Consider the following 26,792-nt stretch of genomic DNA (forward strand, 5'->3'; position numbering starts at 1 on the left):
GGCGAGTGCCGGCCGAATTCCTCAGTCGCCCTTTCTCACCACAGCGTAGGTCTGTGCGGCAATCTCCCATTCCTCGTCCGTCGGAACCACGGCCACCGCCACCCGCGCACCGGCCGGTGAGATCAGCCTGGCCCCGTCGCCCGGTGCGGCGTTCGACTCCGGGTCGACCGCCAGGCCCAGCCCCGTCAGCCCCTCGACGGCCGCCGCCCGCACCGGCGCCGCGTTCTCGCCGACCCCGGCGGTGAAGGCGACCGCGTCCACCGTGCCGAGCACCGCGTAGTAGGCGCCGAGGTATTTCCTCAGCCGGTGCACGTAAATGTCGAAGGCGAGCCGCGCCCCGGCGTCGCCCTCGTCGATCCGCCGCTGGATCTCCCGCATGTCGTTGTCGCCGCACAGGCCGAACAGACCGCTCCTCTTGTTGAGGAGAGTGTCGATCTCGTCCATGGACATGTCGCCAACGCGTCGCAAATGGAAGATGACGGCCGGATCCAGGTCGCCCGAGCGGGTCCCCATCACCAGCCCCTCCAGGGGCGTCAGACCCATCGAGGTGTCCACGCACCGCCCGCCGCGGACCGCCGAGGCCGACGCCCCGTTGCCCAGGTGCAGCACGATGACGTTGACCTCCTCCGGCGCCTTGCCCAGCAGCCGCGCGGTGGCCCGGGAGACGTACGCGTGCGACGTGCCGTGGAAGCCGTAGCGCCGCACCCGGTAGCGGTCCGCGATCCTCGTGTCGATCGCGTAGCGGGCCGCGTACTCCGGCATCGTCGTGTGGAACGCCGTGTCGAAGACCGCGACCTGCGGCAGGTCCGGGCGCAGTGCCCGGGCCGTGCGGATGCCGGTGAGGTTCGCGGGGTTGTGCAGCGGCGCGAGCGGGATCAGCCGCTCGATCTCGGTGACCACACCGTCGTCGATGACGGTGGGCTCGGTGAAGAACATGCCGCCGTGCACCACGCGGTGCCCGATCGCGGCCAGCTCCGGTGAGTCGAGGCCCATGCCGTCCCGGGACAGCTCACCGGCGACGCTCTTGAGGGCGGTGTCGTGGTCCGCGACCGGGCCGTCGTGCCGCCGGGTCTCCCCGGTGGCCAGGCAGGTGTGCGTCAGCCGGGAGGTCCGCTCGCCGATGCGCTCCACCAGGCCGGCGGCGAGCCTGCCGCCGCCGTCGGCCATGTCCAGCAACTGGTACTTCAGCGACGACGAACCGGAGTTGAGGACGAGGACCCGGGAGGCGGGGCGGGCCGGGCGCGGTCCGTCGGACGGGGCGGCGGCGGGTGAGGGGTGGGCGGTCACGGGGCGGCTGCCTTCTCGTGCGGGGGCGGGGCGGGGTGCTGGGCCTGGATCGCCGTGATGGCGACGGTGTTGACGATGTCCTGGACGAGCGCGCCCCGGGACAGGTCGTTGACCGGCTTGCGCAGGCCCTGGAGCACCGGGCCGACGGCGATCGCGCCGGCCGAGCGCTGCACGGCCTTGTAGGTGTTGTTGCCGGTGTTGAGGTCCGGGAAGATCAGCACGCTGGCCTGCCCGGCCACCTCGGAGTCCGGCAGCTTGGCCGCGGCGACGACGGGCTCCACCGCCGCGTCGTACTGGATCGGCCCCTCGATCTTCAGGTCGGGCCGCCGGGCCCGGACCAACTCGGTGGCCTCGCGGACCTTGTCGACGTCGGCGCCCGCACCGGACGTACCGGTGGAGTACGACAGCATCGCGATCCGCGGCTGGACGCCGAACTGCCGGGCGGTGGCCGCCGACTGGACCGCGATGTCGGCGAGCTGCTCGGCGTCCGGATCCGGGTTGACCGCGCAGTCGCCGTAGACCAGCACCTTGTCGGCGAGGCACATGAAGAAGACCGACGAGACGATCGACGAATCCGGGCGGGTCCTGATGATCTCGAACGCGGGCCGGATGGTGGCCGCCGTGGAGTGCGCGGACCCGGAGACCATGCCGTCCGCCAGGCCCTCCTGGACCATCAGGGTGCCGAAGTAGTTCACGTCGGCGACGACGTCGTGGGCCAGCTCGGCGGTGACGCCCTTGTGGGCGCGCAGCCGCGCGTACCGCTCGGCGAACACCTCGCGCAGCTCGGACGCGGCCGGGTCGATCAGCTGTGCCTCGCCGAGGTCGATGCCCAGGTCGGCGGCCTGCTTGCGGATCCGGTCGACGGGCCCGAGCAGGGTCAGGTCGCACACGCCGCGGCGCAGCAGCACCTCGGCGGCGCGCAGCACCCGCTCCTCGGTGCCCTCCGGCAGGACCACCCGGCGCCGGTCCGCGCGGGCCTGTTCCAGGAGCTTGTGCTCGAACATCATCGGGGTGACCCGGCCGCTGCTCGGCGCGGAGACCCGGTCGAGCAGGTCGCCGGTGTCGACGTACCGCTCGAACAGGCCGAGCGCGGTCTCCGCCTTGCGCGGGGTGTCCGCGCTCAGCTTGCCCTCCAGGGAGAACAGCCGCTCCGCGGTGGGGAAGCTGTTGCCGGCCACGGACAGCACCGGGGTGCCGGGGGCGAGGCGGGCGGCCAGGGTGAGGACCCCGTCCGGGGGACGTTCGTCCAGGGTGAGCAGCACGCCGGCTATCGGCGGGGTGCCGGCGCTGTGCGCGGCGAGCGAACCGACGACCAGGTCGGCCCGGTCGCCCGGGGTCACCACGAGGGCGCCCGGGGTCAGGGCGGCCAGCAGGTTGGGCAGCATGGCGCCGCCGAAGACGAAGTCGAGCGCGTCCCGGGCGAGTCCCGTCTCGTCGCCGAGCAGCACCTCGGCGTCCAGGGCCCGGCCGATCTGTGCGACGGTCGGCGCCGCCAGGGCCGGCTCGTCCGGCAGGACGAAGCAGGGCACCGGCAGCCGGCCGGTGAGCCGCTCGGCGATCTCGTCGCGGTCCTCGCCGGCCACCCGGTTGGCGACCATCGCCTGCACGTCGCAGCCCAGCCCGGCGTACGCCCGGAAGGCGTTGCGGGTCTCGGCCAGTACGGACTCGGCGCTCTGCCCCCGGCCGCCCACCACCGGGATCACCGAGGCGCCGAACTCGTTGGCGAGCCGGGCGTTGAGGGACAGTTCGTCGGGCAGCTGGGTGTCGGCGAAGTCGGTGCCGAGGACCAGGACGACGTCGTAGTCGCGGGCGACCAGGTGGAAGCGGTCGACGAGGGCGGACACCAGGTCGTCCGTGCCGCGCTCGGCCTGGCGGACGGAGGCGTCGTGGTAGTCCATGCCGTACACGGTCGCCGGGTCCTGGGCGAGCCGGTAGCGCGCCCGCAGCAACTCGAAGAGGCGGTCGGGCCTGTGGTGCACCAGCGGACGGAACACGCCCACCCGGTCGACCTGCCGGGTCAGGAGCTCCATGACGCCCAGCTCGACGACCTGGCGGCCGTCGCCGCGGTCGATCCCGGTCACGTACACACTGCGGGTCACGCGTGCCCTCCGTCCTGTAGTGCGCGAATTTCCGATATTTTCCGAAATGTACGGATCTGCCGATTCTCCCGGTGGGACCGGTGTACAGAAAACCGCCCACCTGGGTGGACGGCACCTTCTTGACAATACTCTCGCCCACGGATAATGCCCTGGTCAGGGCCACCGCCCTGCCCCCTTGCGGAACATGAAACAATCGGACTTGCTCACCGGCGTCAACAGCGAGCAGGAGACACAGCAGGATGCGCATCGGAGTTCTCACCGCAGGCGGCGACTGCCCCGGCCTGAACGCCGTGATCCGGTCGGTCGTGCACCGGGCGGTCACGCACTACGGCGACGAGGTGATCGGCTTCGAGGACGGTTACCGCGGGCTGCTCGACGGCCACTACCGCACCCTCGACCTGGACGCGGTCAGCGGCATCCTGTCCCGCGGCGGCACCATCCTCGGCTCCTCACGGCTGGAGCGGGACCGGCTGCGCGAGGCGTGCGAGCGGGCCACCGACATGGTCGGCGAGTTCGGGATCGACGCGCTGATCCCGATCGGCGGCGAGGGCACCCTGACGGCGGCCCGGATGCTCTCCGACGCCGGCCTGCCGGTCGTGGGCGTCCCGAAGACGATCGACAACGACATCTCCGCCACCGACCGCACCTTCGGCTTCGACACCGCCGTCGGTGTCGCCACCGAGGCGATGGACCGCCTCAAGACCACCGCCGAGTCCCACCAGCGGGTGATGGTCGTCGAGGTCATGGGCCGGCACGCGGGCTGGATCGCCCTGGAGTCCGGCATGGCCGGCGGCGCCCACGGCATCTGCCTGCCCGAGCGGCCGTTCGACCCGGGCGACCTGGTCGCGATGGTCGAGGAACGGTTCGACCGCGGGAAGAAGTTCGCGGTCATCTGCGTCGCCGAGGGCGCGCACCCCGTCGAGGGCTCCATGGACTACGGCAAGGGCGCGATCGACCAGTACGGCCACGAGCGCTTCCAGGGCATCGGCACGGCCCTGGCGTACGAGCTGGAGCGGCGGCTCGGCAAGGAGGCCAAGCCGGTCATCCTCGGGCACGTCCAGCGCGGCGGCACACCGACCGCGTACGACCGGGTGCTCGCCACCCGCTTCGGCTGGCACGCGGTGGAGGCCGCGCACCAGGGCCGGTTCGGGCGGATGACCGCGCTGCGCGGCACCGACATCGTGATGGCGCCGCTCGCCGAGGCGGTCACCGAGCTGAAGACGGTGCCCAAGGACCGGATGGACGAGGCGGAGTCGGTCTTCTAGACGGGCGTGGCCCGTCCCTCGCGGGGCGGGCCGGCCCGGCGGCCGGCGGGCTCAGCCCTTGACCGCGCCGCCCAGCGCGAACCCTCCTCCCAGCCGCCTCGCGACCAGCACGTACAGCAGGATCACCGGCGTCGAGTAGACCACCGAGAACGCAGCCAGCTGCCCGTACGCCACCATGCCCCGGTTGCCGAAGAACTCGTTGATGCTGACCGAGGCGGGCAACTGGTCCGGGGTGAGCAGCAGCATGAACGGGACGAAGAAGTTGCCCCACATCGCCACGAACGAGAACACGGTGACGACGGCGACCCCCGGCCCCATCAGCGGCAGCACGATCCGCACGAGCGACTGGAGCGAGGACGCGCCGTCCGTCCACGCCGCCTCCTCCAGCTCCTTCGGCACACCGTCCATGAAGTTCTTCATCAGCCAGATGGCGAACGGGAGCTGGGAGGCCGCGAAGAACAGGATGGTGCCCTGCATCGTGTCGATCAGGTTCACCTGGACGAACAGCGCGTAGACCGGGACCATGATCGCGGTGATGGGCAGGCTCGTGGCGAACAGGATCGTCAGCAGGAACGGACGGTTCAGACGGGAACGGAACCGGGACAGCGGATAGGCCGCCAGCGCAGCGCACACCACCGTCAGCAGCGTCGCGCCGCCGCACAGGATCAGGCTGTTGAGCAGCGGCGTGAAGGTGACGTCCGCGTTCAGGACGGCGTCGAAGTTGTCCAGGGTGAGCCCGTCGGGGGCCTTCACCCTGAGGTCGGCGTGCGGATCCAGGGCGGACAGCACCACCCACAGGAGCGGCAGCGCGAACGCGGCGGCCACGACCAGCAGACCGGCGTCGGCGGCCAGCCGGTGACGGGTACGGCGGGCGGCGAGGGGACGGGGCACGGCGTCAGACCTCCGTCCGCAGCAGGCGCAGATAGACCACGGAGAACAGGGAACCGACCAGGAGCAGCAGCAGGGCCACTGCGGTGCCGTAGCCGATCATGCTGTTCTGGAAAGCCTGTTCGTACATGAACAGGGGCAGGGTCTGGCTCCGGTCGCCCGGACCGCCCCGCGTCATCACCCAGATCAGCCCGAACACCGACAGCGTCTGGAGGGTGTTGAGCATCAGGTTGGTGCCGATGGAACGACGGATCAACGGGAGCGTGATGTGCCACATGCGGCGCCAGCCGCCCGCGCCGTCCACCTCCGCCGCCTCCGTGATCTCCTTCGGGATCTCACCGAGCGCCGCCGAGTAGACCAGCATCGAGAAGGCCGTGCCCCGCCACACGTTCGCGAACGACACGGCCAGGATGGGCAGCGTGTACAGCCAGTTCTGGGACGGCAGGTGCAGCCAGTCGAGGACGGCGTTCAAGGTGCCCTCGCGGCGGAAGAACGCGTACAGCAGGAAGCCCGCCACGACCTCCGGCAGCACCCAGGCGGTGACCACCACACCCCCGGTCAGGGTGCGCACCGGCTTCGAGGCCCGCCGCATCAGCGCGGCCAGCGCGAGACCCAGGGTGTTCTGGCCGACCAGCGACGACAGCACGGTGAACACCAGCGTCAGCCATACGGCGTTCAGGAACTGCTCGTCCTTGAACGCCTGGCGGAAGTTGGCGAACCCGACGAACGACGCGTGCGCCTGGCCGGTCAGCTGGAGGTCGGTGAAGGCGATGTAGACGCAGTAGCCGATGGGGCCCGCCAGGAACAGCAGCAGGACCACCAGGGCGGGGGCCACGGGCAGCGCCCGGCCGAGCGGGCGCAGCAGCCCACGCGGACGGGACCGTGCCGCGGGCGCGGCGGGCGCGGGGCCCGGGGCGGCGGGTGCCCGGCCCGGGTGCGGTGCGGTGGTCATGGCCGCCTGCCGCCGGTCACTTCTCGGTGACCTGGTTGTCGGTCGCGGCCTTCAGCGCGTCGTCGTACGCGCTCGCCGCCTCGTCGACCGACGCGTCACCCGTCGTCACGCTCTCCATCGCCTCCTGGACGGCGGTGGAGACCTTCGGGTACGCCGGATAGGCGGGCCGGTAGTGCGTGCTGGGGACGAGGTCGGTGAAGAACTTGATGCCGGGCTGCGCCGACGTGTACGCGGGGTCGCCCGCCACGTCCTTGCGCACGGCGATGCCGGAGTTGGCGATGTACCACTTCTGCGCGTTCGCCTTCGTCTGCATCACCTTGACGAAGTCGAAGGCGAGGTCGGGGTTGCCCGCCCTGGCGGGGATCGCCCAGGTCCAGCCGCCGGACATGCTCACCTTGCCGGGAGCCTGGCCGTGTTGGGTGGGCATGGCGGCGAGCCCGAGCCGCTTCGACCAGTCGGGCCACTCGTGGCCGCTGCCCGGCAGCCAGTCCTGCGGGAGCCATGAGCCGTCGAGGGCGATGCCGAGCTTGCCCTCGGGGAGGAGTTCACCGCGGACCCGGGTCATGATGTTGGGGTCGAGGGCGTCGGGCACGTCCGGACCGAGCTTCTCCTTGTAGACGGTCTCGACGAACGACAGCGCGTCCTTGAAGCCCTGCCCCGCGGTGATCCACTTCTTGGACGCGGTGTCGTACAGCGGATCCGTGGCGCCGTCGCCGGTGCCGTACAGCAGCATCTCGAAGCCCTGCATCGTGGCGGCCTCGCCGACGGGCTTGCCCGTGTACACGTTGAGCGGGATGACGCCCGGCACCTTCGCCTTGACGGCACGGGCGGCGTCCAGCACGTCGTCCCAGGTCTTCGGCTGCCAGTCGGCCGGGAGCCCGGCCTTCGCGAACACCTGCTTGTCGTACCAGAGTCCCCGGGTGTCGGTGCCGTCCGAGACGCCGTACGTCTTGCCGTCCTCGCCCTTGGCCGCGGACTTGGCGGTGTCGATGAACTGGTTCCAGCCCGGCCACTTGGCGAGGTAGGGGTCCAGGGGTTTCAAGTACCCGCTGGTGATGTCGGAGTTGATGAGGAAGGTGTCCTCGTAGACCAGGTCGGGCGCGGTCTTGGGGGAGCGGAGCATCTGCTGGAGCTTGGTGTAGTACTCCGAGTCCGCGGCCTTGATCGGCACGAACTCGACCTTCTTGCCCGGGTACTGCTTCTCGAACTGCTTCTTGATGCCGGTGAGATAGGTGTCCATCACCTTGACGGAGTTGTCCGTCGACTGCTTGAAGCTGATCTTCACGGTGTCCGGGCTGCTGCCGGATCCGCCGCCGCACGCGGTGAGCGCGGTGGCGGCGAGGGCGGCGGAGAGGAGGGCGGTGAGGGCAGCGGTGGGGCGCACGGGCAGGACCTCCTACGGGCGCACGGCGTTGTGGCCTGGTGGTTCCGTGAAGGTAGGAGGAATGGTCTAGTCAGGTCAATGCATGTGCGGCGGATTGCTCACCGAGATCGTCACGGCGCCGTGCGCCACGCGGTCAGCGGCGGTGCCGCTCGTCCCGGTGGCCGGGGCCGACCGTCTTGCCGATGACGGGCCCGTGGAAGGTCCCGCCCCGGAAGTCGATGTGGTCGCCGCCGCAGGGTCCCCCGAAGTCGCCCGAGGGGTCGGCGGTGCCACCGGCGTCGTCGTCCGGCGCGTGCCTGCGCAGCACCGCCACCGCGACGGCCGCCGCCTGCCCGGCCGCCCGCTCCTGGGAACCCGCGGCGTCGGCCCGCTGCTTGTCCCCGTCGGCCCGGTCGCTGATGCCGCGGATCACCAACGCGTCGACCTGCCCGCTCAGATGGGCCGCGTGGGCCGCCCCCGCTCCCTCCGTCTCGATCGCCGCCGCGTCGTTGTAGTGCTCGCGCAGCCGCCGGGTGAGATCGGACGCGGCGTCCGCGAGGACCACGTCACCGGTGGCGATCGGCTTGAAGTGCGCGCGGACGTCCGGCAGGTCCCGCACCGCCGAACGGGCCGCCTGCACCAGCGCGTTGGAGCCGAACCAGGACTCCGGCCGGACCAGCAGGCCCTCGGGTGTCCGCTTGCCGCCGTGGACCGCGTACACCTTGGTGCCCACCACCACGTCACCGAGGGCGATGTCGTCCTTCAGGGTGCCCGCGACGCCGACGAAGAGGACGGCACGAGGGCGCAGCCAGTCGATGAGCGGGGCGGTGAGCGCGGCGGCGGTCCTGGCGCCCTCGCCCAGCTCGGCGACGGCCACCTGCCAGGAACTTCCGGGCAGCTGCCCCACCTCGACCCGGGTACCGTTGGCATGGACCCGTTCCCGGCGCCCGGCCACATGGGCGCGCACCGCCGTGTACTCCAGCGCGAGCGCGGTCAGGACGAGAGCGGTGGGCGGTGTCTGCGGCACACTGTCAAGGTACTGCCGGGGGAAGGGGTGCGGGTGCCGGAACGAGACGTCACCGTGGGCCAGTTGCTGCTCACCGAGTACCAGACCGTCAAGGACGAGCAGAAGACCCGGATCGGCTTCCGCGACAACCTGCTGTACGTCACCCTCACCGTGGTGGCCGCCGTCGTCGCCGCGGCGGCCCAGGCCGGACAGCCCGCCATGCTGCTCGCCCTGCCCCCGGTGTGCGTGGTCCTCGGCTGGACCTACCTGGTCAACGACCAGAAGATCTCCGCGATCGGCGCCTACGTCCGCGAGGACCTCGGCCCCAGGCTCGCCCGGCTCGCGGACACCGACGAGGCGTTCGCCTGGGAGTCGGCCCACCGCACCGACGCCCGCCGCCGCACCCGCAAGGCCCTCCAGTGCGTCATCGACCTGCTCGCCTTCTGCCTCGTACCGCTCGCCGGGCTCACGGTCTACTGGGCCGCCGGAGCCACCGGCGGCGGTCTGCTCGCGATGTCGGTCGTGGAGGCCATGGCGGTGCTCGGACTCGGCGTGCAGGTCCTGTCCTACGCGGGATACCTCGGATCCGGGTGACGCACGGCGTACGGTGTGGTCCGCTGACCTGTGAGGAACGGGGGCACGATGCGCGGCGCGTACGGGGACCACATCGACCTTGGCCGTTCGGACTTCCACGGTCCGGTCATCGGCAAGGTGGAGACGCTGCACCACCACGGAGGCGTCCCCACCGCACTCGACTCCCTGCCCGCCTGCCCGCCCGGCTTCACCGGCCGTGAGCCCGAACTGCGTGCCCTGCTGACGGCCCTCGACCCCTCGCCCCGGGCCGCAGCCGACGACCCGGCTCCCGGGCCCGTCACCGTCCTGTCCGGTCTCGGTGGCATCGGCAAGACCGCGCTGGCGTTGCGGGCGGCACACCAGGCGTGCGGGCTGGGCTGGTTTCCCGGGGGCACGCTCTTCGTCGACCTGCACGGCTACGACCACACGCCGACCACGGCGGACCTGGCCCTGCAATTCCTGCTGCGGGCACTCGGGGTGCCGCCCGCGCACCTCCCGGGCCGGACCGAGGACCGGGGCGCGCTGTTCCGCAGCCTCCTCGCCGGCCTCGCCCGCGACCGCGGACCCCTCCTCCTGTTCGCCGACAACGCCTCCACCGCCGAGCAGATCCGTCCCCTCCTGCCGGGCGGCCCGGGACACCGCGTGCTCACCACCTCCCGGCACCGGCTCCCCGCGCTCGGCGCCCGCCTCCTCGCCGTGGCCGAGCTGTCGCCGCGGGCCTCCCACGACCTCCTCGAACGCGCCCTGCACGCGGCCGACCCCGACGACGCCCGCATCGTCGAGGACCCCGCGTCGGCCGCCCGGCTCGCGGACCTCTGCGGCCACCTGCCGCTCGCCCTCCAGATCGCCGCGGCCCTGCTGTCCGGGGATCCGGGGCGCCCCGTCCACGAACTCGCCGCCGAACTGGCCGGCTGCCGCAGCCGGATCGATCTGCTGGACGACGGGGAGCACAGCGTGCGGGCCGCGTTCGATCTCTCCTACCGGCGGTTGCCCGCGGCCCAGGCGCGGCTGCTGCGGCTGCTCGCCCTCATGCCGGGCAAGGAGTCGGACCACGACGCCATCACCGCTGCCCTCGGTACCGCTTCCGGCACACCGGGTCTGCTGTCCGCCCTGGAACGCGCCCACCTGGTGGAGAGGGGCAGTCGGCGCGGACGCCTGCGGCTGCACGACCTCGTCCGGGAGTACGCGTCGGGGGAAGCCACCGCCGGGGAACGCGCCGACGGCCGGGCGAGGGTGCTGGCTTTCTACCTCCGGCGGGCCCGGGCGGCGGACTCGCACGTGCGGTACGGGGCCGGGGAACCGGCGACCGCGCCCTTCCGGGACCGCGACGAGGCACTTGCCTGGCTGGACGAGGAACGCACCGGCCTGGTGGCCGCGACCGGGTGGGTCGCCGTACCGCACCTCGCCGCCGAAGCCGCGGAGCTGGCCGCCGCGCTCAGCACGTACCTCCAGTTCAGGCGGTACTTCGACGACGGAGCAACGGTGTTCAGGGCTGCCCGGGCCGCCGCGCACCGCGCGGGGGACCGGCGTCGGGAGGCGGACGCCTGGAACCAGCTGGGTGTCATGCTGCGGGGGAGCGGCCGGCTGCGGGAGGCGTTCCAGGCGGCTCAGCGGGCCGTCGCCCTGTACCACGAGCTGCGGCACGCGGGCGGCGAGGGCATGGCCGTCTCCAACCTGGCCGCCGTTCTCGAAGCCACCGGTCGGCCGGACGAGGCCGTGGGCGCCTTCCAGCGCGCTCTCGGGCTGCTGCGACAGGCGGGCGACCGCTACAGCGAGGCCGGTGCCTGGAACAACCTTGCGCTGGCGTTCCGCAAGGCCACCCGGATACCGGAGGCCCTCGACGCGCTCCGCCGCGCGCTGGACCTCTACCAGGAGATGGGCGACTGCCCACGTGAGGGCCGGGCCTGGCACAACTACGCCGTCGCGCTCAACGCGGCGGGCAGGACCGCGGAGGCCGTCGCCGCCTGCCTGAGCGGCCTGGAGATCTGCGAGAGGTTCCAGGACTGGCACGAAGCGGGCCAGACCCGCTACGCCCTCGCCCTCGTCCACGAGACCGCGGGTGATGCGGTGCGGGCGCGGGCGCAGTGGCTGCGCGCCGCCGAGGACTACGAGCGGGCGGGCTCCACCGGGCACGCCGCCCTCGCCCGCCGGGCGGCCCGCCTCACTGCCCCGTGACCCACCGGTACTGCAACTCCGGGCGGCCCACCGTGCCGTACTGCGGGCTGCGGGCGGCCCGGCCGGTGTCGACGAGGTGCTCCAGGTAGCGGCGGGCGGTGATGCGGGAGATGCCCACCGCCTCGGCGACGCCGGTCGCGGTCAGACCGTCGGCGTGCTCCCGCAGGGCCGCCGTCACCCGCTGAAGGGTGGGCGCGCTCAGCCCCTTCGGCAGCGCGGCCGGGCCCGGCGCCCGCAGCACCGCCAGCGCCCGGTCCACCTCCTCCTGCCCGCTGGCCTCGCCCGCGGCGGCGTGGAACTCGGCGTAGCGCAGCAGCCGGTCGCGCAGGGTCGCGAAGGTGAACGGCTTCAGCACGTACTGCACGACCCCCAGCGACACCCCCTCGCGCACCATGGTCAGGTCCCGGGCCGAGGTCACCGCTATCACGTCGGCGTGGTGTCCGGCCGCGCGCAGCGAACGGGCGAACTGGAGGCCGTGCACGTCCGGCAGGTGCAGATCGAGCAGCAGCAGATCCACCGGGGTGCGCTCCAGCACCCGCCGGGCCTCCGCTCCGGTGTGCGCCTTGCCCACGGCGCTGAACCCCGGCACCCGGCCCACGTACAGCACATGCGCGTCCGCGGCGACCGGGTCGTCCTCCACGACGAGGACCCGGATGGGCTGGTGCGCCGTCATGCGTGCCCTCTCTCCGGGGTGCTCACCGGGGGGTTCCCGCCCGTCGCCGCCGTCGCCGTCGTCGCCGTACCGAGCTGCAGCCGCACCTCGAACACCGCACCGCCCTCACCGTCCTCGGCGCTCTCCGTCACCGTCAACGTGCCCTCCTGCCGGGTGACCGCCTGTCGCACCAGGGCCAGTCCGAGTCCGCGGCCCTGCGGCCCGGCCGGCTTGGTGCTGAATCCCCGCTGGAATACCAGCTCGGCGTGGTCGGGATCCACCCCGCTGCCCGAGTCCGAGACCCGCAGCACCAGTTCGGCACCGTCCCCGGTCCGGGCGCTCTCCGTGTACGCCGTGACCGTCACCCGGGCCCCCACGCTGCCCTGGGCCGCGTCCACCGCGTTGTCGATCAGATTGCCGAGGATCGTCACCAGGTCGCGGGCCGGCAGCCGCGCCGGGAGCAGGCCGTCGTCCAGCCGGCTCTCCGGCGCCACCACCAGCTCCACGCCCCGCTCGTTGGCCTGCGCCGTCTTGCCCAGCAGCAGGGCCGCGAGCACCGGCTCGCCGACCGCGGCCACCACCTGGTCGGTGAGCGCCTGGGCCAGCTCCAGCTCGGCGGTCGCGAACTCCACCGCCTCGTCGGCGCGGCCCAGCTCGATCAGGGAGACCACCGTGTGCAGCCGGTTCGCCGCCTCGTGCGCCTGCGAGCGCAGCGCCTGCGTGAAGCCCCGCTCGGAGTCCAGCTCACCCATGAGTGACTGGAGTTCGGTGACGTCCCGGAGGGTGACGACGGTGCCGCGGTGCTCGCCCGAGGACACCGGCGAGGTGTTCACGACCAGCACCCGGTCCGCCGTCAGATGCACCTCGTCGACGCGTGGCTCCGAGGCGAGCAGCGCCCCGGTGAGTGGTGCGGGCAGCCCGAGACCGGCCACCGACCTGCCCACCACCCCCTCCTCGGGGCCGACGCCCAGCAACTCCCGCCCGCCGTCGTTGATGAGGGCCACCCGGAACTGTCCGTCCAGCATCAGCAGCCCCTCGCGCACCGCGTGCAGCGCGGCCTGGTGGTAGTCGTGCATACGGCTCAGCTCGGTCGCGTTCATGCCGTGGGTGTGCCGGCGCAACCGGGCGTTGATCACGTACGTGCCCACGCCGCCGAGCACCAGGGCGCAGCCCGCCACGCCGGCCATGGCCGTGAGCTGGTCCCGCACCCGCTGGCTGATCGCCTCGACCCGGATGCCGGCGCTCACCAGGCCGACGACCCGGCTGCCGTCCCGGACGGGCGTGACGGCCCGCACGGACGGGCCGAGCGTGCCCGTGTACGTCTCGGTGAAGGAGTGGCCCTCCAGGGCGGGGCCGATGTGCCCGAGGAACTTCCTGCCGATCTGCGAGGTGTCCGGGTGGGTCCAGCGGATGCCCTCCGGATTCATGATCGTCACGAAGTCGACCCCGGTGTCCCGCTGGACCTGGAGCGCGTACGGCTGGAGCCGGGCCGTGGGATCCGCCGTGCCGATCGCCTCCCGCACCGAGGGCGCGTCCGCCACCGAGCGGGCCACCGCCGTGGCCTGCCGGCCCGCCGCGTCCTCGGCCTGGCCCCGGTCGCTGAGGTAGGTGAACAGCGCGTACCCGGCGACCACGACCGCGATCAGCACGGCCTGCATGGCGAACAGCTGGCCGGCCAGGCTGCGGGGGCGGGGCAGAGCGGGGACACGCATGGCGTCAGTGTGCCTCTCAGGCCGGGCGCGAACTAAATGAACGCAAGGGTGACCGGCCTCACAGACCGGGAGATAGTCACGGCATTCCCCGTATCCCCCGGACGTGAGCCGCACGCCGGTGATGCCGACGAAGACGTCAAGGAGGGCAGCCGTGGCCGCCAGCGCACCCGAAACGGCACCTGCCGCACCCGCCGTGAAGCGGGACCGCACCCATTATCTGTACATCGCCGTGATCGTCGCGGTGGCGCTCGGCATCGCCGTGGGGCTCATCTGGCCCGACTTCGGGGTCGAGCTGAAGCCGCTCGGCACGGGCTTCGTGAACCTGATCAAGATGATGATCTCGCCGGTCATCTTCTGCACGATCGTGCTGGGCATCGGCTCGGTCCGCAAGGCCGCCAAGGTCGGCGCGGTCGGCGGTTTCGCGATCGGCTACTTCCTCGTGATGTCGCTGGTCGCGCTCGCCATCGGCCTCGTCGTCGGCAACGTGCTGCACCCGGGCGACGGGCTGCACCTGACCGAAGCGATCAAGGCGACCGGGCACGACCAGGTGTCCAGCGACGCGCTGCCGCCGGTGGACTTCGTGCTGTCGATCATTCCGACCACGTTCGTCTCCGCCTTCACCCAGGGCCAGGTGCTCCAGACGCTGCTGATCGCGCTGCTCACCGGGTTCGCGTTGCAGGCGATGGGCCCGCTCGGCCAGCCGGTGCTGCGCGGCATCGAGCACATCCAGCGGCTCGTCTTCCGCATCCTCGCCATGGTGATGTGGGCGGCGCCCATCGGTGCCTTCGGCGCCATCGCCGCGGTGGTCGGCTCGTCCGGCGTGGAGGCGCTGAAGAGTCTCGCGGTGCTGATGCTCGGCTTCTACGTCACCTGCATCCTGTTCGTCTTCGTCGTGCTCGGCGCGCTGCTGCGGATCGTCACCGGGCTGAACGTCTTCCTGCTGCTGAAGTACCTGGCCCGGGAGTTCCTGCTGATCCTGTCCACCTCCTCCTCCGAGTCCGCGCTGCCGCGGCTCATCGCGAAGATGGAGCACCTGGGCGTCAGCAAGCCGGTGGTCGGCATCACCGTCCCGACCGGCTACTCCTTCAACCTCGACGGCACGATGATCTACATGACCATGGCCTCGCTGTACATCGCGGACGCCCTGGGCACACCGATGTCGGTCGGCGAGCAGATCCCGCTGCTGCTGTTCCTGCTGCTCGCCTCCAAGGGCGCCGCGGGCGTCAGCGGCGCCGGTCTCGCCACGCTGGCCGGCGGTCTCCAGTCGCACAAGCCCGCGCTGGTCGACGGCGTCGGCCTGATCGTCGGCATCGACCGGTTCATGAGCGAGGCCCGCGCCCTGACCAACTTCGCGGGCAACGCCATCGCCACGGTCCTGATCGGCACCTGGACCAAGGAGATCGACCAGGACCGCGTCCGCCGGGTCCTCGCCGGTGAGCTGCCGTTCGACGAGAAGACCCTGCTGGACGAGGCCGAGCAGGCGGCGTCCGCCGGGCTCCCGGAACAGCCGGGCAACGGCGGGAGCGAGAAGGAGCTGGCGAAGGCGTGACAGCCGCGGCGGGCCGGGCGCCGGGCCTTCTGCACGCAGGCCGCGCCCGGTCTTCCGTACGGGGCTGTGCCGGGCCTTCTGCCGCGGGGCCCGCGCCCGGCCCGCGGGGCCTACGCCCGGTCCTCCGCACACCGCCCGCGCCCGGCCCGCGGGGCCTACGCCCGGTCCTCCGCACACCGCCCGCGCCCGGCTCCCCACCGCACCGGCGCCCCTGCCCGTGCCCTCCGCTCCGGACGTCCGGCCCGGCCTGAACCCGGGCCGGGCGTCCGGCCACCGCCTCCGGGCGGCCGGATCTCCCCCGTTCCGGCCGCCCGGTCCCGCTGTCTCCCGCCGCCGGGCCCCACCCCTCCTCTGTCGCCGCCCGATCCTCCTGTTCTCCTGTCCCTCCGGCCCGTTGCCTTGACCCCGGCGTCAAGACCTACCGTCGAGGACATGCGCATCGGCGAGCTGGCCGCACGGGCCGACACCACCACGCGGACGCTGCGGTACTACGAGGCACGGGGGCTGCTGCCCGCGCGCCGCGACGGCAACGGGCACCGCACCTACGACGAGCGGGACCTCCGGCTGCTCCGGCAGATCCGGACGTTGCAGGACTTCGGGTTCGGCCTGGAGGAGACCCGGCCGTTCGTGGAGTGCCTGCGGGCCGGGCACCCGGCGGGCGACTCGTGCCCCGCCTCGCTCGCCGTGTACCGGAGCAAGCTGGACGAGCTGGACGCGCTCATCGGCCGGCTGCGGGCGGTGCGGGAGCAGGTCGCCGGGCAGCTGCTGCGGGCGGAGCGGTCCAGGGACGCGCTGGCCGCCGAGGCGCAGGTTCCGGGGGGTCCGGAACCCGAGTGCGAACTGGGAGTGCACCGACGATGGGGACGATGACCAAGGCGGCCGGCGTGGCCGAGGTGACGGACGCGGATTTCACGGCGGAGGTGCTCGAATCCGAACTGCCGGTACTGGTGGAGTTCACCGCCGACTGGTGTCCGCCGTGCCGGCAGATGGCGCCGGTGCTCGCCGCGCTCGCTGCCGAGACGAGCGGTCAGCTGAAGGTAGTGCAGCTGAATGTGGACGCGAATCCGGCGACCACCCTCGCCCACCAGGTGCAGGCGATGCCGACGTTCCTGGTGTTCCGGGCGGGTGAGCCGGTGCGGTCGATGGTCGGGGCGCGCTCTGGGCGCAGGCTCCGTGAGGAGCTGTCCGACGTGCTGTAGACCGCGCGGCCGGCCGAAAGAAATCCCCCGAGCAATTGCGCTCGGGGGATTTCTTTGGGTATATTGAGTGGTTCGCGACTTCGATGGAAAGGGTCGCGGAGAAGTTCAGTGAGCACAGTATATCCGGGCGGGAGCGGAATTGTCAAACAGCGAATTTCCCGACGATGAATTGCGTCGCGAGCAGGAATTCATGGACGGTCTGTACGCGCGCGTGGACGCGCTGCGCGGCGACACCGAGACCTCCGTCTCGGACGCCCTCGCGCAGGGCGACAAGCCCATGCAGGCCCGCCTGGAGCGGGACATCCTGGTCGCCGAGCGGTCCGGGCTGCTCGCCGCGCTGAACGCCGTGGACGGCTCGCTCTGCTTCGGCCGTATCGACCTGACCTCGGGCACCAGCCACCACATCGGCCGCATCGGGCTGCGCACCGACGACGCCGAGCGCACGCCGCTCCTCATCGACTGGCGCGCCGATGTCGCCCGCCCCTTCTACCTGGCCACCGGCCACACCCCGATGGGCCTCCGCCGGCGCCGGCACATCACCACCGACGGCCGCCGGGTCACCTCCCTGCACGACGAGATCCTCGACCTCGGCGACGCCACCCGCACCGGCCACGAGGACCCGACCGGGGACGCCGTGCTGCTGGCCGCGCTCAACTCCGCGCGCACCGGCCGGATGAGCGACATCGTGCAGACCATCCAGGCCGAGCAGGACGAGATCATCCGGGCGCCCCACCGCGGGGTGCTGGTGGTCGAGGGCGGCCCCGGCACCGGCAAGACCGCGGTCGCGCTGCACCGGGCGGCCTATCTGCTGTACGAGTACCGGGAACTGCTGGCCCGGCGGGCGGTCCTGATCGTCGGCCCGAACCCGGCCTTCCTCGGCTACATCGGCGAGGTGCTGCCCTCCCTCGGTGAGACCGGGGTGCTGCTCGCCACGGTCGGCGAGTTGTTCCCCGGGGTGCGGGCGACCGCCCAGGACACCCCTCGGGCGGCCGCGGTGAAGGGCCGGGCCGACATGGCCGACGTCCTCGCCGGCGTCGTGCGCGACCGGCAGGCGCTGCCCGACCCGGTGATCGCGATCGAGCACGACCGGGAGATCCTGATGCTCGACGACGGCCTGGTGAACGTCGCCCGCGAACGCACCCGGGCCGCCGGGCTGCCGCACAACGTGGCCCGCGAGCACTTCGAGGGCCACATCCTCAACACGCTCACCGACATGGTCGCCGAACGCGTCGGCACGGACCCGTTCGACGGCACGAACCTGCTCGACGCCGCCGACATCACCCAGATCCGTGACGAACTCGACGAGAACCCCGAGGTCTGGGCGGCCATCGACCGGTTGTGGCCGCGGCTGACCCCGCGGCGGCTGCTCGCGGACTTCCTCGCCCGTCCCGAGGGGTACCTGGGCGACGAGGACGCCGCCGCGATCCGCCGTCCGGTGACCCGGGCGTGGACCGTGGCGGACGTACCGCTGCTCGACGAGATGGCCGAACTGCTCGGCGAGGACGACCGCGAGCTGCGGGCGCGGGCCGAGCAGGAGCGGGAGGAACAGGTCGCCTACGCGCAGGGCGTCCTCGACGTCTCCTACGCCTCCCGCACCTTCGAGTTCGACGACAAGGAGGACGGCGATCCGGAGGGCTCCGAGGTGCTGTCCGCGCACGACATCATCGACGCCGAGCGGTTCGCCGAACGGCAGGAGGAGGCCGACCACCGCAGCGCCGCGGAGCGGGCCGCGGCCGACCGGACCTGGGCGTTCGGGCACATCATCGTCGACGAGGCGCAGGAACTGTCGCCGATGGCCTGGCGGCTGCTGATGCGGCGCAGCCCGACCCGCTCGATGACCCTGGTCGGCGACCCGGTCCAGACGGCGGAGGCGGCGGGCGTGGGCTCCTGGTCCGGCATCCTCGCGCCGTACGTCGAGGACCGCTGGACGCACACCCGCCTCGGCGTCAACTACCGCACCCCGGCCGAGATCATGGACCTGGCCGCGGCCGTGGTCCGCGCCGAGCACCCCGGCTTCGAACCGCCCCGCTCGGTCCGCTCGACCGGGGTACGGCCGTGGGTACGGCAGGTGCCCGACGACCTGCCGGGCGCCGTCGGGAAGGCGGTCGCCGAACTCACCCCCGCCGAGGGCCGGCTCGCGGTGATCGCCCCCCGCGACCTGCACCGGGCGCTCGCCGCCCGGCTCGACGGGGTCACGGCCACGGCCGAACCCGACCTGACCCGGACGGTCGTCCTGCTGGACCCGCGTCAGGCCAAGGGCCTGGAGTTCGACTCGGTACTGGTGGTGGAGCCGGCCCGGTACGGCACCAGCGACCTGTACGTCGCCCTGACCCGGGCCACCCAGCGGCTGGGGGTGCTGTATTCGGGGGCGCTGCCGCGCGGGCTGGCCGCTCATGCAGAGCAGTGAGCTTTTCTGATCGGCCATCCGATATTCGCTGGTGAAGGAACCGGCCGTGGCGCCTCTCCCGCCGGGGGCGGCGCCACGGCCGTTCTGCGTTCCCGCCCCCTGACGGTCTTCGAACTCCCGTACGTCCCGGGTGTCCGGTACGCCCCGGGTGTCCGGCAAGGCTCCCGCACGAGTGAAACAACCTGGCACGAGCGGCCCGGACGTAGGTAATTCCACCCGCCGTCCACTACATACGGCCGCAACATCCTGGCCATGAATGTCAAGGACAATCGTCGGTGCCCGGACGTGGAATGTGAGGGAAAGAACGTGAGTATCAGCCGCAGGGGCCTGCTGGCGGCGGGGGCGGGCGTAGGTCTGCTCACCGCCTGCGGGTCGAACACCGGGCGCAGCCAGAGTGGTTCGGGAACCCAGCTGTCGCAGTGGTACCACCAGTACGGAGAGGCGGGTACCCAGCAGGCGGTCGAGCGGTACGCCGCCGCGTACAAGAAGGCCCAGGTCGCCGTCCAGTGGCGGCCCGGTAACTACGACCAGCAGACCGCCGCCGCCCTGCTCACCGACTCCGGCCCGGACGTCTTCGAGGGCAGCCCCACGCTCGATCAGATCCAGGGCGGTCAGGTCGTGGACCTGACCGACCTGCTCGACGGCGTCAAGGACGACTTCAACCCCGCCGTCCTCAAGCCCAAGACGTACGACGGACGGATCTGGGGCATCCCGCAGACCATCGACATGCAGCTGCTCTACTACCGCAAGAGCCTGTTGAAGGACGCCGGTGTGGAGCCGCCGACCACGGTGGACGCGCTCGTCGACGCCGCCCGGAAGCTGACCACGCCGAAGACCAAGGGGCTTTTCCTGGGCAACGACGGCGGCGCGGGCGTTCTGGGCGGGACTCCCCTGTACGCGGCCGGACTCCAGCTGATCACCGAGGACGGTGAGATCGGCTTCGACGACCCCGCCGCGGCCCGCGTCCTGACCAGGATCCACCAGCTGTACGCCGACAAATCGCTGCTCCTGGGCGCCCCCGCCGACTGGTCCGACCCGTCCGCGTTCCTTCAGGGGCTGACCGCCATGCAGTGGTCCGGGCTGTGGGCCCTGCCCCAGGTGCAGAAGGAACTCGGCGACGACTTCGGGGTTCTGCCGTTCCCGAAGGACGGCTCGGGCAGTCCGGCCGTCCCGGTCGGCGCGTACGGCAGCGCGGTCAGCGCCCGCAGCAGGCACCGGGAGGCCGCGAAGGAATTCGTGCGGTGGCTGTGGGTGGACCAGCTCGACGATCAGGAGGACTTCGCGCTCTCGTACGGATTCCACATCCCGGCGCGTATGTCTCTCGCGAAGAAGGCCACCAAGCTGAAGACGGGAGCGGCGGCCGACGCGGTCGCCTTCACCACCGAGCACGGTTTCGCCCAGCCGCTGCTGTGGACCCCGACCGCCAACACCGCTTACCAGGACGCGCTGACCCGTATCATCCAGGGCGGTGCCGACCCGGACAGCGAACTGAGGGCGCTCGTGCGGAAGGTGTCGGCCGAACTCGCGCGCGTGCAGAAGAAGTCGTGACGGCGGAGCTCAAGGGGGCCGCCGCGCCAGGGGCCGGCGGACCGCGGAAAGCGACCCGGGCTGACACGCTTCCCGCCGGCCGGCCGGCCCGCCGTTCCCTGGCCGGCTCCCACACGCTGTGGTTCTGGGTCTTCGTCGGACCGTTCGCGCTGGGGCTCGGGCTGTTCACGTACGTGCCGTTGCTGTGGAGTGCGGGCCTCAGCCTCTTCGATGCCCACAACACGGTCACACCCACCCATTTCGTGGGTCTCGACAATTATGCGGCGGTGCTGTCCGACGACGCCTTCACCAGCAGCCTGCGCACCTTCCTGGTGTTCACCGCCTTCATCGTGCCCACGACGTTCGCCCTGTCCCTGGCGCTGGCCCTGATGGTCAACCGCGTGCGCGTGGCGCGGGCGTTCTTCCGCTCGGTGTTCTTCCTGCCGACCGCCTGCTCCTATGTCGTCGCGGCGCTGATCTGGAAGATGTCCTTGTTCAACGGGGTGCGGTTCGGGCTGGCCAACACCGTGCTCGGCTGGTTCGGCGCCGGTCAGGTCGCCTGGCTGTCGACCCCGGACCCGCCCTGGTACTGGCTGGTGATCGTGACGGTACGGCTGTGGCTCCAGGTCGGCTTCTACATGATCCTTTTCCTGGCCGCCCTCCAGCGTATCGACCCCCTGCTGTACGAGGCGGCCGCCGTGGACGGGGCACGGCCCGGCTGGCAGGTACTGCGGCACATCACCCTGCCGCAACTGCGCGCCACCTCGGTCGCGGTGGGACTGCTCCTGGTCATCAACTCCTTCCAGGCATTCGACGAGTTCTACAACCTCCTGTCGAACGCCCGCGGCTACCCGCCCTACGCCCGCCCGCCCCTGGTGTACCTCTACTACGCCGCCCTCGGACAAGGGCAGAACCTCGGGGTGGGCAGCGCGGGAGCGGTGATCCTCACGCTGATCATCGCCGTGGTGACCGTGGGACAGTCCCGCTGGTTCCGGCTCGGCACGAGGGAGGACTGACCATGGACGACGCCCTGGTACGAGCCGGCCGGGCCCTGCGGTTCGCGCTGCTGTGCGCCCTGGCCCTCCTCTTCCTCATCCCCTTCTACCTCCTCGTACGCAACGGACTGTCGAGCGAGCGGGACATCACCTCGCCCGAGTGGACCTTCTTCCCCGCGCACCTGCGGTGGTCGAACGTGACGGAACTCTTCGACGATCCCTCCGTGACCTTCGCTCACGCGCTGCTCAACTCCGCCGTGATCGCGATCACCACCACCCTCGGCACCCTGCTGCTCGGCTCGCTCGCCGGGTACGGTCTCGCCCGCATTCCCTACCGGCACGCGAACAAGGTCTTCTACGCCATTCTCGCCACGCTGATGGTCCCGGCCGCCGTCACGTTCGTGCCCAGCTTCGTCCTGGTCTCCTCGCTGGGCTGGATCTCGACCTATCGGGGGCTGATCGTCCCGACGCTCTTCTCGGCATTCGCCTGCTTCATTTTCCGGCAGTACTTCCTGGGATTCCCGCGGGACCTGGAGGACGCGGCACACGTCGACGGGCTCGGCCACTGGCGTACGTACTGGCGCATCGTCGTCCCCAACGCGACTCCGGTCTTCGCCGCCGTCGGAACCATCGTCTTCATCGGCGCGTGGAACTCCTTCCTGTGGCCGCTGGTGATCGGGCAGGACCAGAGCGCCTGGACCGTGCAGGTCGCCCTGTCGTCCTTCACCACCGCCCAGACCGTCCGGCTGCACGAACTGTTCGTCGCCGCGGCCGTTTCGGTCCTGCCGCTGCTGCTGGTCTTCCTCTGCTTCCAGCGGTGGATCACGGCGGGGGTGGAACGCACCGGGATCGACTGAACGACCCGTCCCGGCCGGGCGCCGGGACGGAGCACCGCAACGCGTCAGGCAGGCCGCAGCCACACCGTGGCCAGCGGGGGCAGGGTCAGCCGGATGCTCGCGGGGCGCCCGTGCCGGCCCTGCGGCTCCGGTTCGACCGGCCGCGGGTGCCCGACGCCGCTGCCGCCGTAGCGGGCCGCGTCCGTGTTGAGGATCTCCCGCCAGGCGGGGACGCCGTCGGGCACGCCGAGCCGGTAGCCGTGGCGGACCACCGGGGAGAAGTGGGACACCGCGAGCAGGGGCGCCCCTTCCGCGTCGAGCCGGAGGAACGCGAGGACGTTGTCGGCGGCGCCCTCCGGGGTGTCGCCGATGATCCACTGGAAGCCGGCCGGGTCGGTGTCGCGCTGCCACAGGGCGGGGGTGGCGCGGTAGCCGGTGTTGAGGTCGCGGACCAGGTCGCGGACGCCGCGGTGGTCGGGTTCGGCGCCGTAGGCCGGATCGAGCAGCCACCAGTCGGGGCCGTGGGCCTCGGACCATTCGGCGCCCTGGGCGAACTCCTGGCCCATGAAGAGGAGTTGCTTGCCGGGGTGGGCCCACATGAAGGCCAGGTAGGCGCGGTGGTTCGCGCGTCGCTGCCACCAGTCGCCCGGCATCTTCGACACCAGTGAGCGCTTGCCGTGCACGACCTCGTCGTGGGAGATGGGCAGGACGTAGTTCTCGCTGTAGGCGTGCACCATCGAGAACGTCATCTCATGGTGGTGGTACGTGCGGTGCACCGGCTCGTGCTGGACGTACTCCAGGGAGTCGTGCATCCAGCCCATGTTCCACTTCAGCCCGAACCCGAGGCCGCCGAACCCGCTCGGCCCCCTGTGGTGGGTGGGCCGGGTGACGCCGTCCCACGCGGTCGACTCCTCGGCGACGGTCACCACGCCGGGACAGCGCCGGTAGACGGTGGCGTTCATCTCCTGGAGGAACGCCACCGCGTCCAGGTTCTCCCGGCCGCCGTGCTCGTTGGGCGTCCACTGGCCCGGCCCGCGCGAGTAGTCGAGGTAGAGCATGGAGGCCACGGCATCCACCCGCAGGCCGTCGATGTGGAACTCCTCGCACCAGTAGACGGCGTTGGCGACCAGGAAGTTGCGCACCTCGCGGCGGCCGAAGTCGAACTCCAGGGTGCCCCAGTCGGGGTGCGCGGCCCGCCGCGGATCCGCGGGCTCGTACAGCGGGCGGCCGTCGAACTCGGCCAGCGCCCAGTCGTCGCGCGGGAAGTGGGCGGGCACCCAGTCCATGAGCACCCCGATGCCCGCCCGGTGCAACGCGTCCACCAGGTACTTGAAGTCGTCCGGGGTGCCGAGCCGGGCGGTCGGCGCGTAGCAGCCGGTGACCTGGTAGCCCCAGGAGCCGCCGAAGGGATGCTCGGCGACCGGCATCAGCTCCACATGGGTGAAGCCCAGGTCCTTGCAGTACGCGGGCAGCTGGTCAGCGAGCTGACGGTATGTCAGTCCCGGTCGCCAGGACGGCAGATGGACCTCGTACACGGAGAACGGCGCCTCGTGCACCGGGACGTCCGCGCGGTGCGCCAGCCAGTCGTCGTCGTCCCACACATGGTGCGACGCGTCCACGATCGAGGCGGTGGCGGGCGGGACCTCGGTGCGCCGGGCCATCGGATCGGCGCGCAGCGTCCGGGAGCCGTCCGGGCGGGTGATCTCGAACTTGTACAGCTCGCCCGCGCCGACGCCGGGCACGAACAGCTCCCAGACGCCCGAGGAGCCGAGCGAGCGCATCGGGTACCCGGTGCCGTCCCAGACATTGAACCCGCCGGCGACCCGCACCCCTCGTGCGTTCGGCGCCCACACCGAGAAGCGGGTGCCGCGCACGCCCTGGTGGGTCATCGGTTCGGCGCCCAGCGCCCGCCACAGCTGCTCGTGCCGGCCCTCCTGGATCAGATGCAGGTCCAGGGCGCCGAGCACGGGCAGGAAGCGGTAGGCGTCCTCGGTCCGGTGGACGGCGGCGTCCTCGTACCTCACCTCCAGCCGGTACGCGGGAACGTCGCGCAGCGGCAGCAGGAGCGAGAAGAAACCCCCGCCGTCGTCGTGCAGGTCGGCCCGCAGACCGTCGGCGACGACGGTGACCGACCGGGCGTACGGCCTGAAGGCCCGCACGGCCACGCCACCGGCCACCGGGTGCGCCCCGAGCACGGAGTGCGGATCGTGATGGGTCCCGTTCAGCAGCCGCGCACGGTCGCTGTCGCGGACGGCGGGGGACCCGGCGGTCCCGGCGCCGACGGCGCCCGGCCCCCGGGCACCCCTGCCCACGGCGGGGTGCCTCGCCGCCGGTCTGACGGTCGCCGTCCGGACCGGCGGGGGCCGTTCGGCCGTGGGCCGCCGGTCTTGCGGGGGCGGTGTTCCCGGAGCGCTGGACGGGGGGCGGGGGGTCACGGGTGGTGCCTCCTCGGCGCGGGGCGGGTCAGGGCTGGTCGGGTGAGGCGAGGCGGTGGACCGCGGACAGGGGCACCGGCAGCCAGTCGGGCCGGTGGCGGGCCTCGTAGAGGACCTCGTAGACCGCCTTGTCGGTCTCGTACGCCCGCAGCAGTACCGGATCGGCCCGCGGGTCGTGTCCGGCGACCTCGGCGTACCCGGTGCAGTACGCGGCCCGGCAGGCCGCGGCCCAGCCCGGTTGCGGCGGGCCCGCCGAGTGCGCCGCGTAGTCGAAGGAGCGCAGCATCCCCGCGACGTCCCGCAGCGCGGGCTGCGGCATGCGCCGCTCGGCCAGCGGCCGGGCGGGCTCGCCCTCGAAGTCGATCAGCGACCACTGCCCGTCCGGCGCGCGCAGACACTGCCCGAGGTGCAGATCGCCGTGCACACGCTGGGCGGTCCAGGTGCGTCCCTCGGCGGCCAGATCGGCCAGCGCGGTGTAGGCGGACCGCAGCCCGGATTCATGGGGACGCAGGGCGGGCACCGCGTGGACCGCCGCCGCGAGCCGCCGGATCATGCCGCCGACCAGCGGTTCCAGCCGGCTCCGCGCCAGGGTGACCGTGGGCAGCGCGTGCGCGAGGGCGAGGTGCACGTCGGCGGTGGCCCGGCCCAGTGCCCGGGCCTGGGGCCCAAATCCCTCGCCCTTGGTCCGCGCGCGCAGCGCCAGTTCCCAGCCGTCGGCGGCGCCCCGCAGGAAGGGTTGGAGCACGGCCAGGACATAGGGCTCGTCGGCTCCTCCCGTGGGCTCCGTCCGCAGCCAGGCGGTCGGCGCGGGCACCCGGGCACAGCCCTCGCCGGCCAGGGCCAGCGGTATCTCCAGATCGGGGTTGACACCGGGCACGACCCGGCGCAGCAGCTTCAGGATGAACGTGTCTCCGTAGACGACCGACGAGTTGGACTGCTCGACGGTCAGGAGTCGGGCCGCCAGCCCGTCGCGTATCTCCTGGCCCGGATCCCGCTCGAAGCGCAGCCCGCCGACCCGGGCCCGGGTGCGCAGCGCCTCCAGCAGCACCTCGGCGGGCCGGGGGTCGTACAGGGCGTCGTACACCGTGTGCCCGGCGAGCGGGCCGCGCTCCACGTGGCCGATCAGCGCGGGCGCCAGCCGGGGCGGCAGCGCCTCGCGCGCGCCGACGAGGAGCTGGTAGCAGTCGCCGGGATGCGGTTCGGCGCCCGGTGCGGGCGGCTGGTGGGCGCGGACCAGCAGGTGGTACAGGCCGAGCCGGGCGGTGGGGGCGCGGCCCTGGCCGGGCGGGGCCGAGAGCCCCGCGAGGGGCAGCAGTTCGGTGACCGCCACCGCCGAGAACCCGGTGACCGGGCGTCCCTTCCCCGCGAACCAGCGCTGTCCGGGCAGCCACGCGCGCAGCAGGGGATCGAGGGACGCGAGCAGGTGAGCGGGACTTGTCGGGCCGGACGGGCTGACCGTTTCCGCCATGACGTGACGTCCTTTCCCCATTCTGTGGTTCGCCTCGGGGGTGCCAGAACCGGTGGGGTGTTACTGATGCGTGCCCCGGGCGAGGCGGCGGAAACCGCCTCGGAGGGGCGCGGTGCCGGGGCGGTGCGCGGCGCCGCGACGGCAGTTCACGCTGCTCCCGGCGGGCCGTCCTCGCGCAGCCGGAACCAGTAGAAGCCGTGACCGGCGAGCGTCAGCAGATACGGCAGCCGGCCGATCGCCGGGAAGCGCACTCCGCCGAACAGTTCGACCGGGTGCCGTCCGCCGAACCGGCGCAGATCCAGTTCCGTGGGCTGGGCGAAGCGGGAGAAGTTGTGGACGCACAGGACGAGGTCGTCGTCGTGTTCGCGGAGGAAGGCGAGGACTGCGGGGTTGGTGGAGGGGAG

At 72.1% G+C, this 26,792-nt stretch carries 21 protein-coding genes; 10 read left to right on the top strand and 11 right to left on the bottom strand.

Features of this window, described 5'->3' with window-relative positions:
* Positions 1 to 21: 21 nt before the first annotated feature.
* Positions 22 to 1,287, bottom strand: a complete 1,266-nt coding sequence (locus tag ACFY2B_RS27645) for an acetate kinase (protein ID WP_390765759.1) — start codon at positions 1,285 to 1,287, stop codon at positions 22 to 24.
* A complete protein-coding gene (pta, locus tag ACFY2B_RS27650) occupies positions 1,284 to 3,386 on the bottom strand; it encodes a phosphate acetyltransferase (protein ID WP_390765760.1) in 2,103 nt (700 codons plus the stop codon). The genes ACFY2B_RS27645 and pta overlap by 4 nt, the downstream gene beginning before the upstream one ends.
* 239 nt (positions 3,387 to 3,625) lie before the next feature.
* Between pta and ACFY2B_RS27655 the strand changes: the two genes are divergently transcribed.
* Positions 3,626 to 4,651 carry an ATP-dependent 6-phosphofructokinase gene (locus ACFY2B_RS27655; RefSeq protein ID WP_390765761.1) on the top strand — a complete coding sequence of 342 codons (1,026 nt, stop codon included), beginning with the start codon at positions 3,626 to 3,628 and terminating at the stop codon, positions 4,649 to 4,651.
* A gap of 51 nt (positions 4,652 to 4,702) precedes the next feature.
* On the opposite strand, the gene ACFY2B_RS27660 is transcribed toward ACFY2B_RS27655, so the two are convergent.
* From ACFY2B_RS27660 to ACFY2B_RS27675, 4 genes are all read right to left on the bottom strand, one after another.
* The gene (locus ACFY2B_RS27660) at positions 4,703 to 5,542 is read right to left on the bottom strand and encodes a carbohydrate ABC transporter permease (RefSeq protein WP_390765762.1); all 840 of its coding nucleotides are present in this window, start codon (positions 5,540 to 5,542) and stop codon (positions 4,703 to 4,705) included.
* Positions 5,543 to 5,546: 4 nt separating this feature from the next.
* Entirely contained in the window at positions 5,547 to 6,491 is a 945-nt protein-coding gene (locus ACFY2B_RS27665) for a carbohydrate ABC transporter permease (protein WP_390765763.1), read from the bottom strand.
* Positions 6,492 to 6,507: 16 nt separating this feature from the next.
* Positions 6,508 to 7,881, bottom strand: a complete 1,374-nt coding sequence (locus tag ACFY2B_RS27670; protein ID WP_390765787.1) for an extracellular solute-binding protein — start codon at positions 7,879 to 7,881, stop codon at positions 6,508 to 6,510.
* Between the two features lie 127 nt (positions 7,882 to 8,008).
* Positions 8,009 to 8,881 carry a 5'-methylthioadenosine/S-adenosylhomocysteine nucleosidase gene (locus ACFY2B_RS27675; protein WP_390765764.1) on the bottom strand — a complete coding sequence of 291 codons (873 nt, stop codon included), beginning with the start codon at positions 8,879 to 8,881 and terminating at the stop codon, positions 8,009 to 8,011.
* 33 nt (positions 8,882 to 8,914) lie between these two features.
* Here ACFY2B_RS27675 and ACFY2B_RS27680 point away from each other — a divergent pair, with 33 nt between their 5' ends.
* Positions 8,915 to 9,454, top strand: coding sequence for a hypothetical protein (locus tag ACFY2B_RS27680; protein ID WP_390765765.1), 540 nt, complete (start codon positions 8,915 to 8,917; stop codon positions 9,452 to 9,454).
* A gap of 48 nt (positions 9,455 to 9,502) precedes the next feature.
* A complete protein-coding gene (locus ACFY2B_RS27685; RefSeq protein ID WP_390765766.1) occupies positions 9,503 to 11,608 on the top strand; it encodes a tetratricopeptide repeat protein in 2,106 nt (701 codons plus the stop codon).
* Here ACFY2B_RS27685 and ACFY2B_RS27690 read toward each other — a convergent pair.
* Together ACFY2B_RS27690 and ACFY2B_RS27695 are read right to left on the bottom strand one after the other, a co-directional pair.
* On the bottom strand, positions 11,595 to 12,281 hold the full coding sequence (locus ACFY2B_RS27690) for a response regulator (protein WP_390765767.1): 687 nt from the start codon (positions 12,279 to 12,281) through the stop codon (positions 11,595 to 11,597). The genes ACFY2B_RS27685 and ACFY2B_RS27690 overlap by 14 nt on opposite strands.
* The gene (locus ACFY2B_RS27695; RefSeq protein ID WP_390765768.1) at positions 12,278 to 13,972 is read right to left on the bottom strand and encodes an ATP-binding protein; all 1,695 of its coding nucleotides are present in this window, start codon (positions 13,970 to 13,972) and stop codon (positions 12,278 to 12,280) included. Before ACFY2B_RS27695 ends, ACFY2B_RS27690 begins: the two co-directional genes overlap by 4 nt.
* Before the next feature lie 121 nt (positions 13,973 to 14,093).
* Between ACFY2B_RS27695 and ACFY2B_RS27700 the strand changes: the two genes are divergently transcribed.
* The 7 genes from ACFY2B_RS27700 (at position 14,094) to ACFY2B_RS27730 (ending at position 22,506) form a co-directional block, all read left to right on the top strand.
* The gene (locus ACFY2B_RS27700; RefSeq protein ID WP_390765788.1) at positions 14,094 to 15,521 is read left to right on the top strand and encodes a cation:dicarboxylate symporter family transporter; all 1,428 of its coding nucleotides are present in this window, start codon (positions 14,094 to 14,096) and stop codon (positions 15,519 to 15,521) included.
* A 432-nt stretch (positions 15,522 to 15,953) separates the two neighbouring features.
* Positions 15,954 to 16,391 carry a MerR family transcriptional regulator gene (locus ACFY2B_RS27705; RefSeq protein ID WP_390765769.1) on the top strand — a complete coding sequence of 146 codons (438 nt, stop codon included), beginning with the start codon at positions 15,954 to 15,956 and terminating at the stop codon, positions 16,389 to 16,391.
* Positions 16,388 to 16,720 (top strand): thioredoxin family protein, encoded by a 333-nt coding sequence (locus ACFY2B_RS27710; RefSeq protein ID WP_390765770.1) that lies wholly within the window; start codon positions 16,388 to 16,390, stop codon positions 16,718 to 16,720. Before ACFY2B_RS27705 ends, ACFY2B_RS27710 begins: the two co-directional genes overlap by 4 nt.
* 190 nt (positions 16,721 to 16,910) lie before the next feature.
* Positions 16,911 to 19,127 carry a HelD family protein gene (locus ACFY2B_RS27715; RefSeq protein WP_390765771.1) on the top strand — a complete coding sequence of 739 codons (2,217 nt, stop codon included), beginning with the start codon at positions 16,911 to 16,913 and terminating at the stop codon, positions 19,125 to 19,127.
* Positions 19,128 to 19,433: 306 nt separating this feature from the next.
* The gene (locus ACFY2B_RS27720) at positions 19,434 to 20,675 is read left to right on the top strand and encodes an ABC transporter substrate-binding protein (RefSeq protein WP_390765772.1); all 1,242 of its coding nucleotides are present in this window, start codon (positions 19,434 to 19,436) and stop codon (positions 20,673 to 20,675) included.
* Positions 20,676 to 20,773: 98 nt separating this feature from the next.
* Complete coding sequence (locus ACFY2B_RS27725; RefSeq protein WP_390765789.1) at positions 20,774 to 21,670, top strand: carbohydrate ABC transporter permease; 897 nt, start codon at positions 20,774 to 20,776, stop codon at positions 21,668 to 21,670.
* Between the two features lie 2 nt (positions 21,671 to 21,672).
* Complete coding sequence (locus ACFY2B_RS27730) at positions 21,673 to 22,506, top strand: carbohydrate ABC transporter permease (RefSeq protein ID WP_390765773.1); 834 nt, start codon at positions 21,673 to 21,675, stop codon at positions 22,504 to 22,506.
* 44 nt (positions 22,507 to 22,550) lie between these two features.
* Here the strand turns inward: ACFY2B_RS27730 and glgB are convergent, their stop codons facing one another.
* The 3 genes from glgB to ACFY2B_RS27745 all read right to left on the bottom strand — a co-directional run.
* Complete coding sequence (gene glgB, locus ACFY2B_RS27735) at positions 22,551 to 24,797, bottom strand: 1,4-alpha-glucan branching enzyme (protein ID WP_390765774.1); 2,247 nt, start codon at positions 24,795 to 24,797, stop codon at positions 22,551 to 22,553.
* Between the two features lie 151 nt (positions 24,798 to 24,948).
* On the bottom strand, positions 24,949 to 26,388 hold the full coding sequence (locus ACFY2B_RS27740) for a maltokinase (RefSeq protein ID WP_390765775.1): 1,440 nt from the start codon (positions 26,386 to 26,388) through the stop codon (positions 24,949 to 24,951).
* A 146-nt stretch (positions 26,389 to 26,534) separates the two neighbouring features.
* Positions 26,535 to 26,792, bottom strand: a 258-nt coding sequence (locus tag ACFY2B_RS27745) for an alpha-glucosidase C-terminal domain-containing protein (RefSeq protein WP_390765776.1), incomplete at its 5' end; no start/stop codon positions are given.

It is taken from the genome of Streptomyces sp. NPDC001270 (genome assembly GCF_042896695.1).
Classification (GTDB): domain Bacteria; phylum Actinomycetota; class Actinomycetes; order Streptomycetales; family Streptomycetaceae; genus Streptomyces.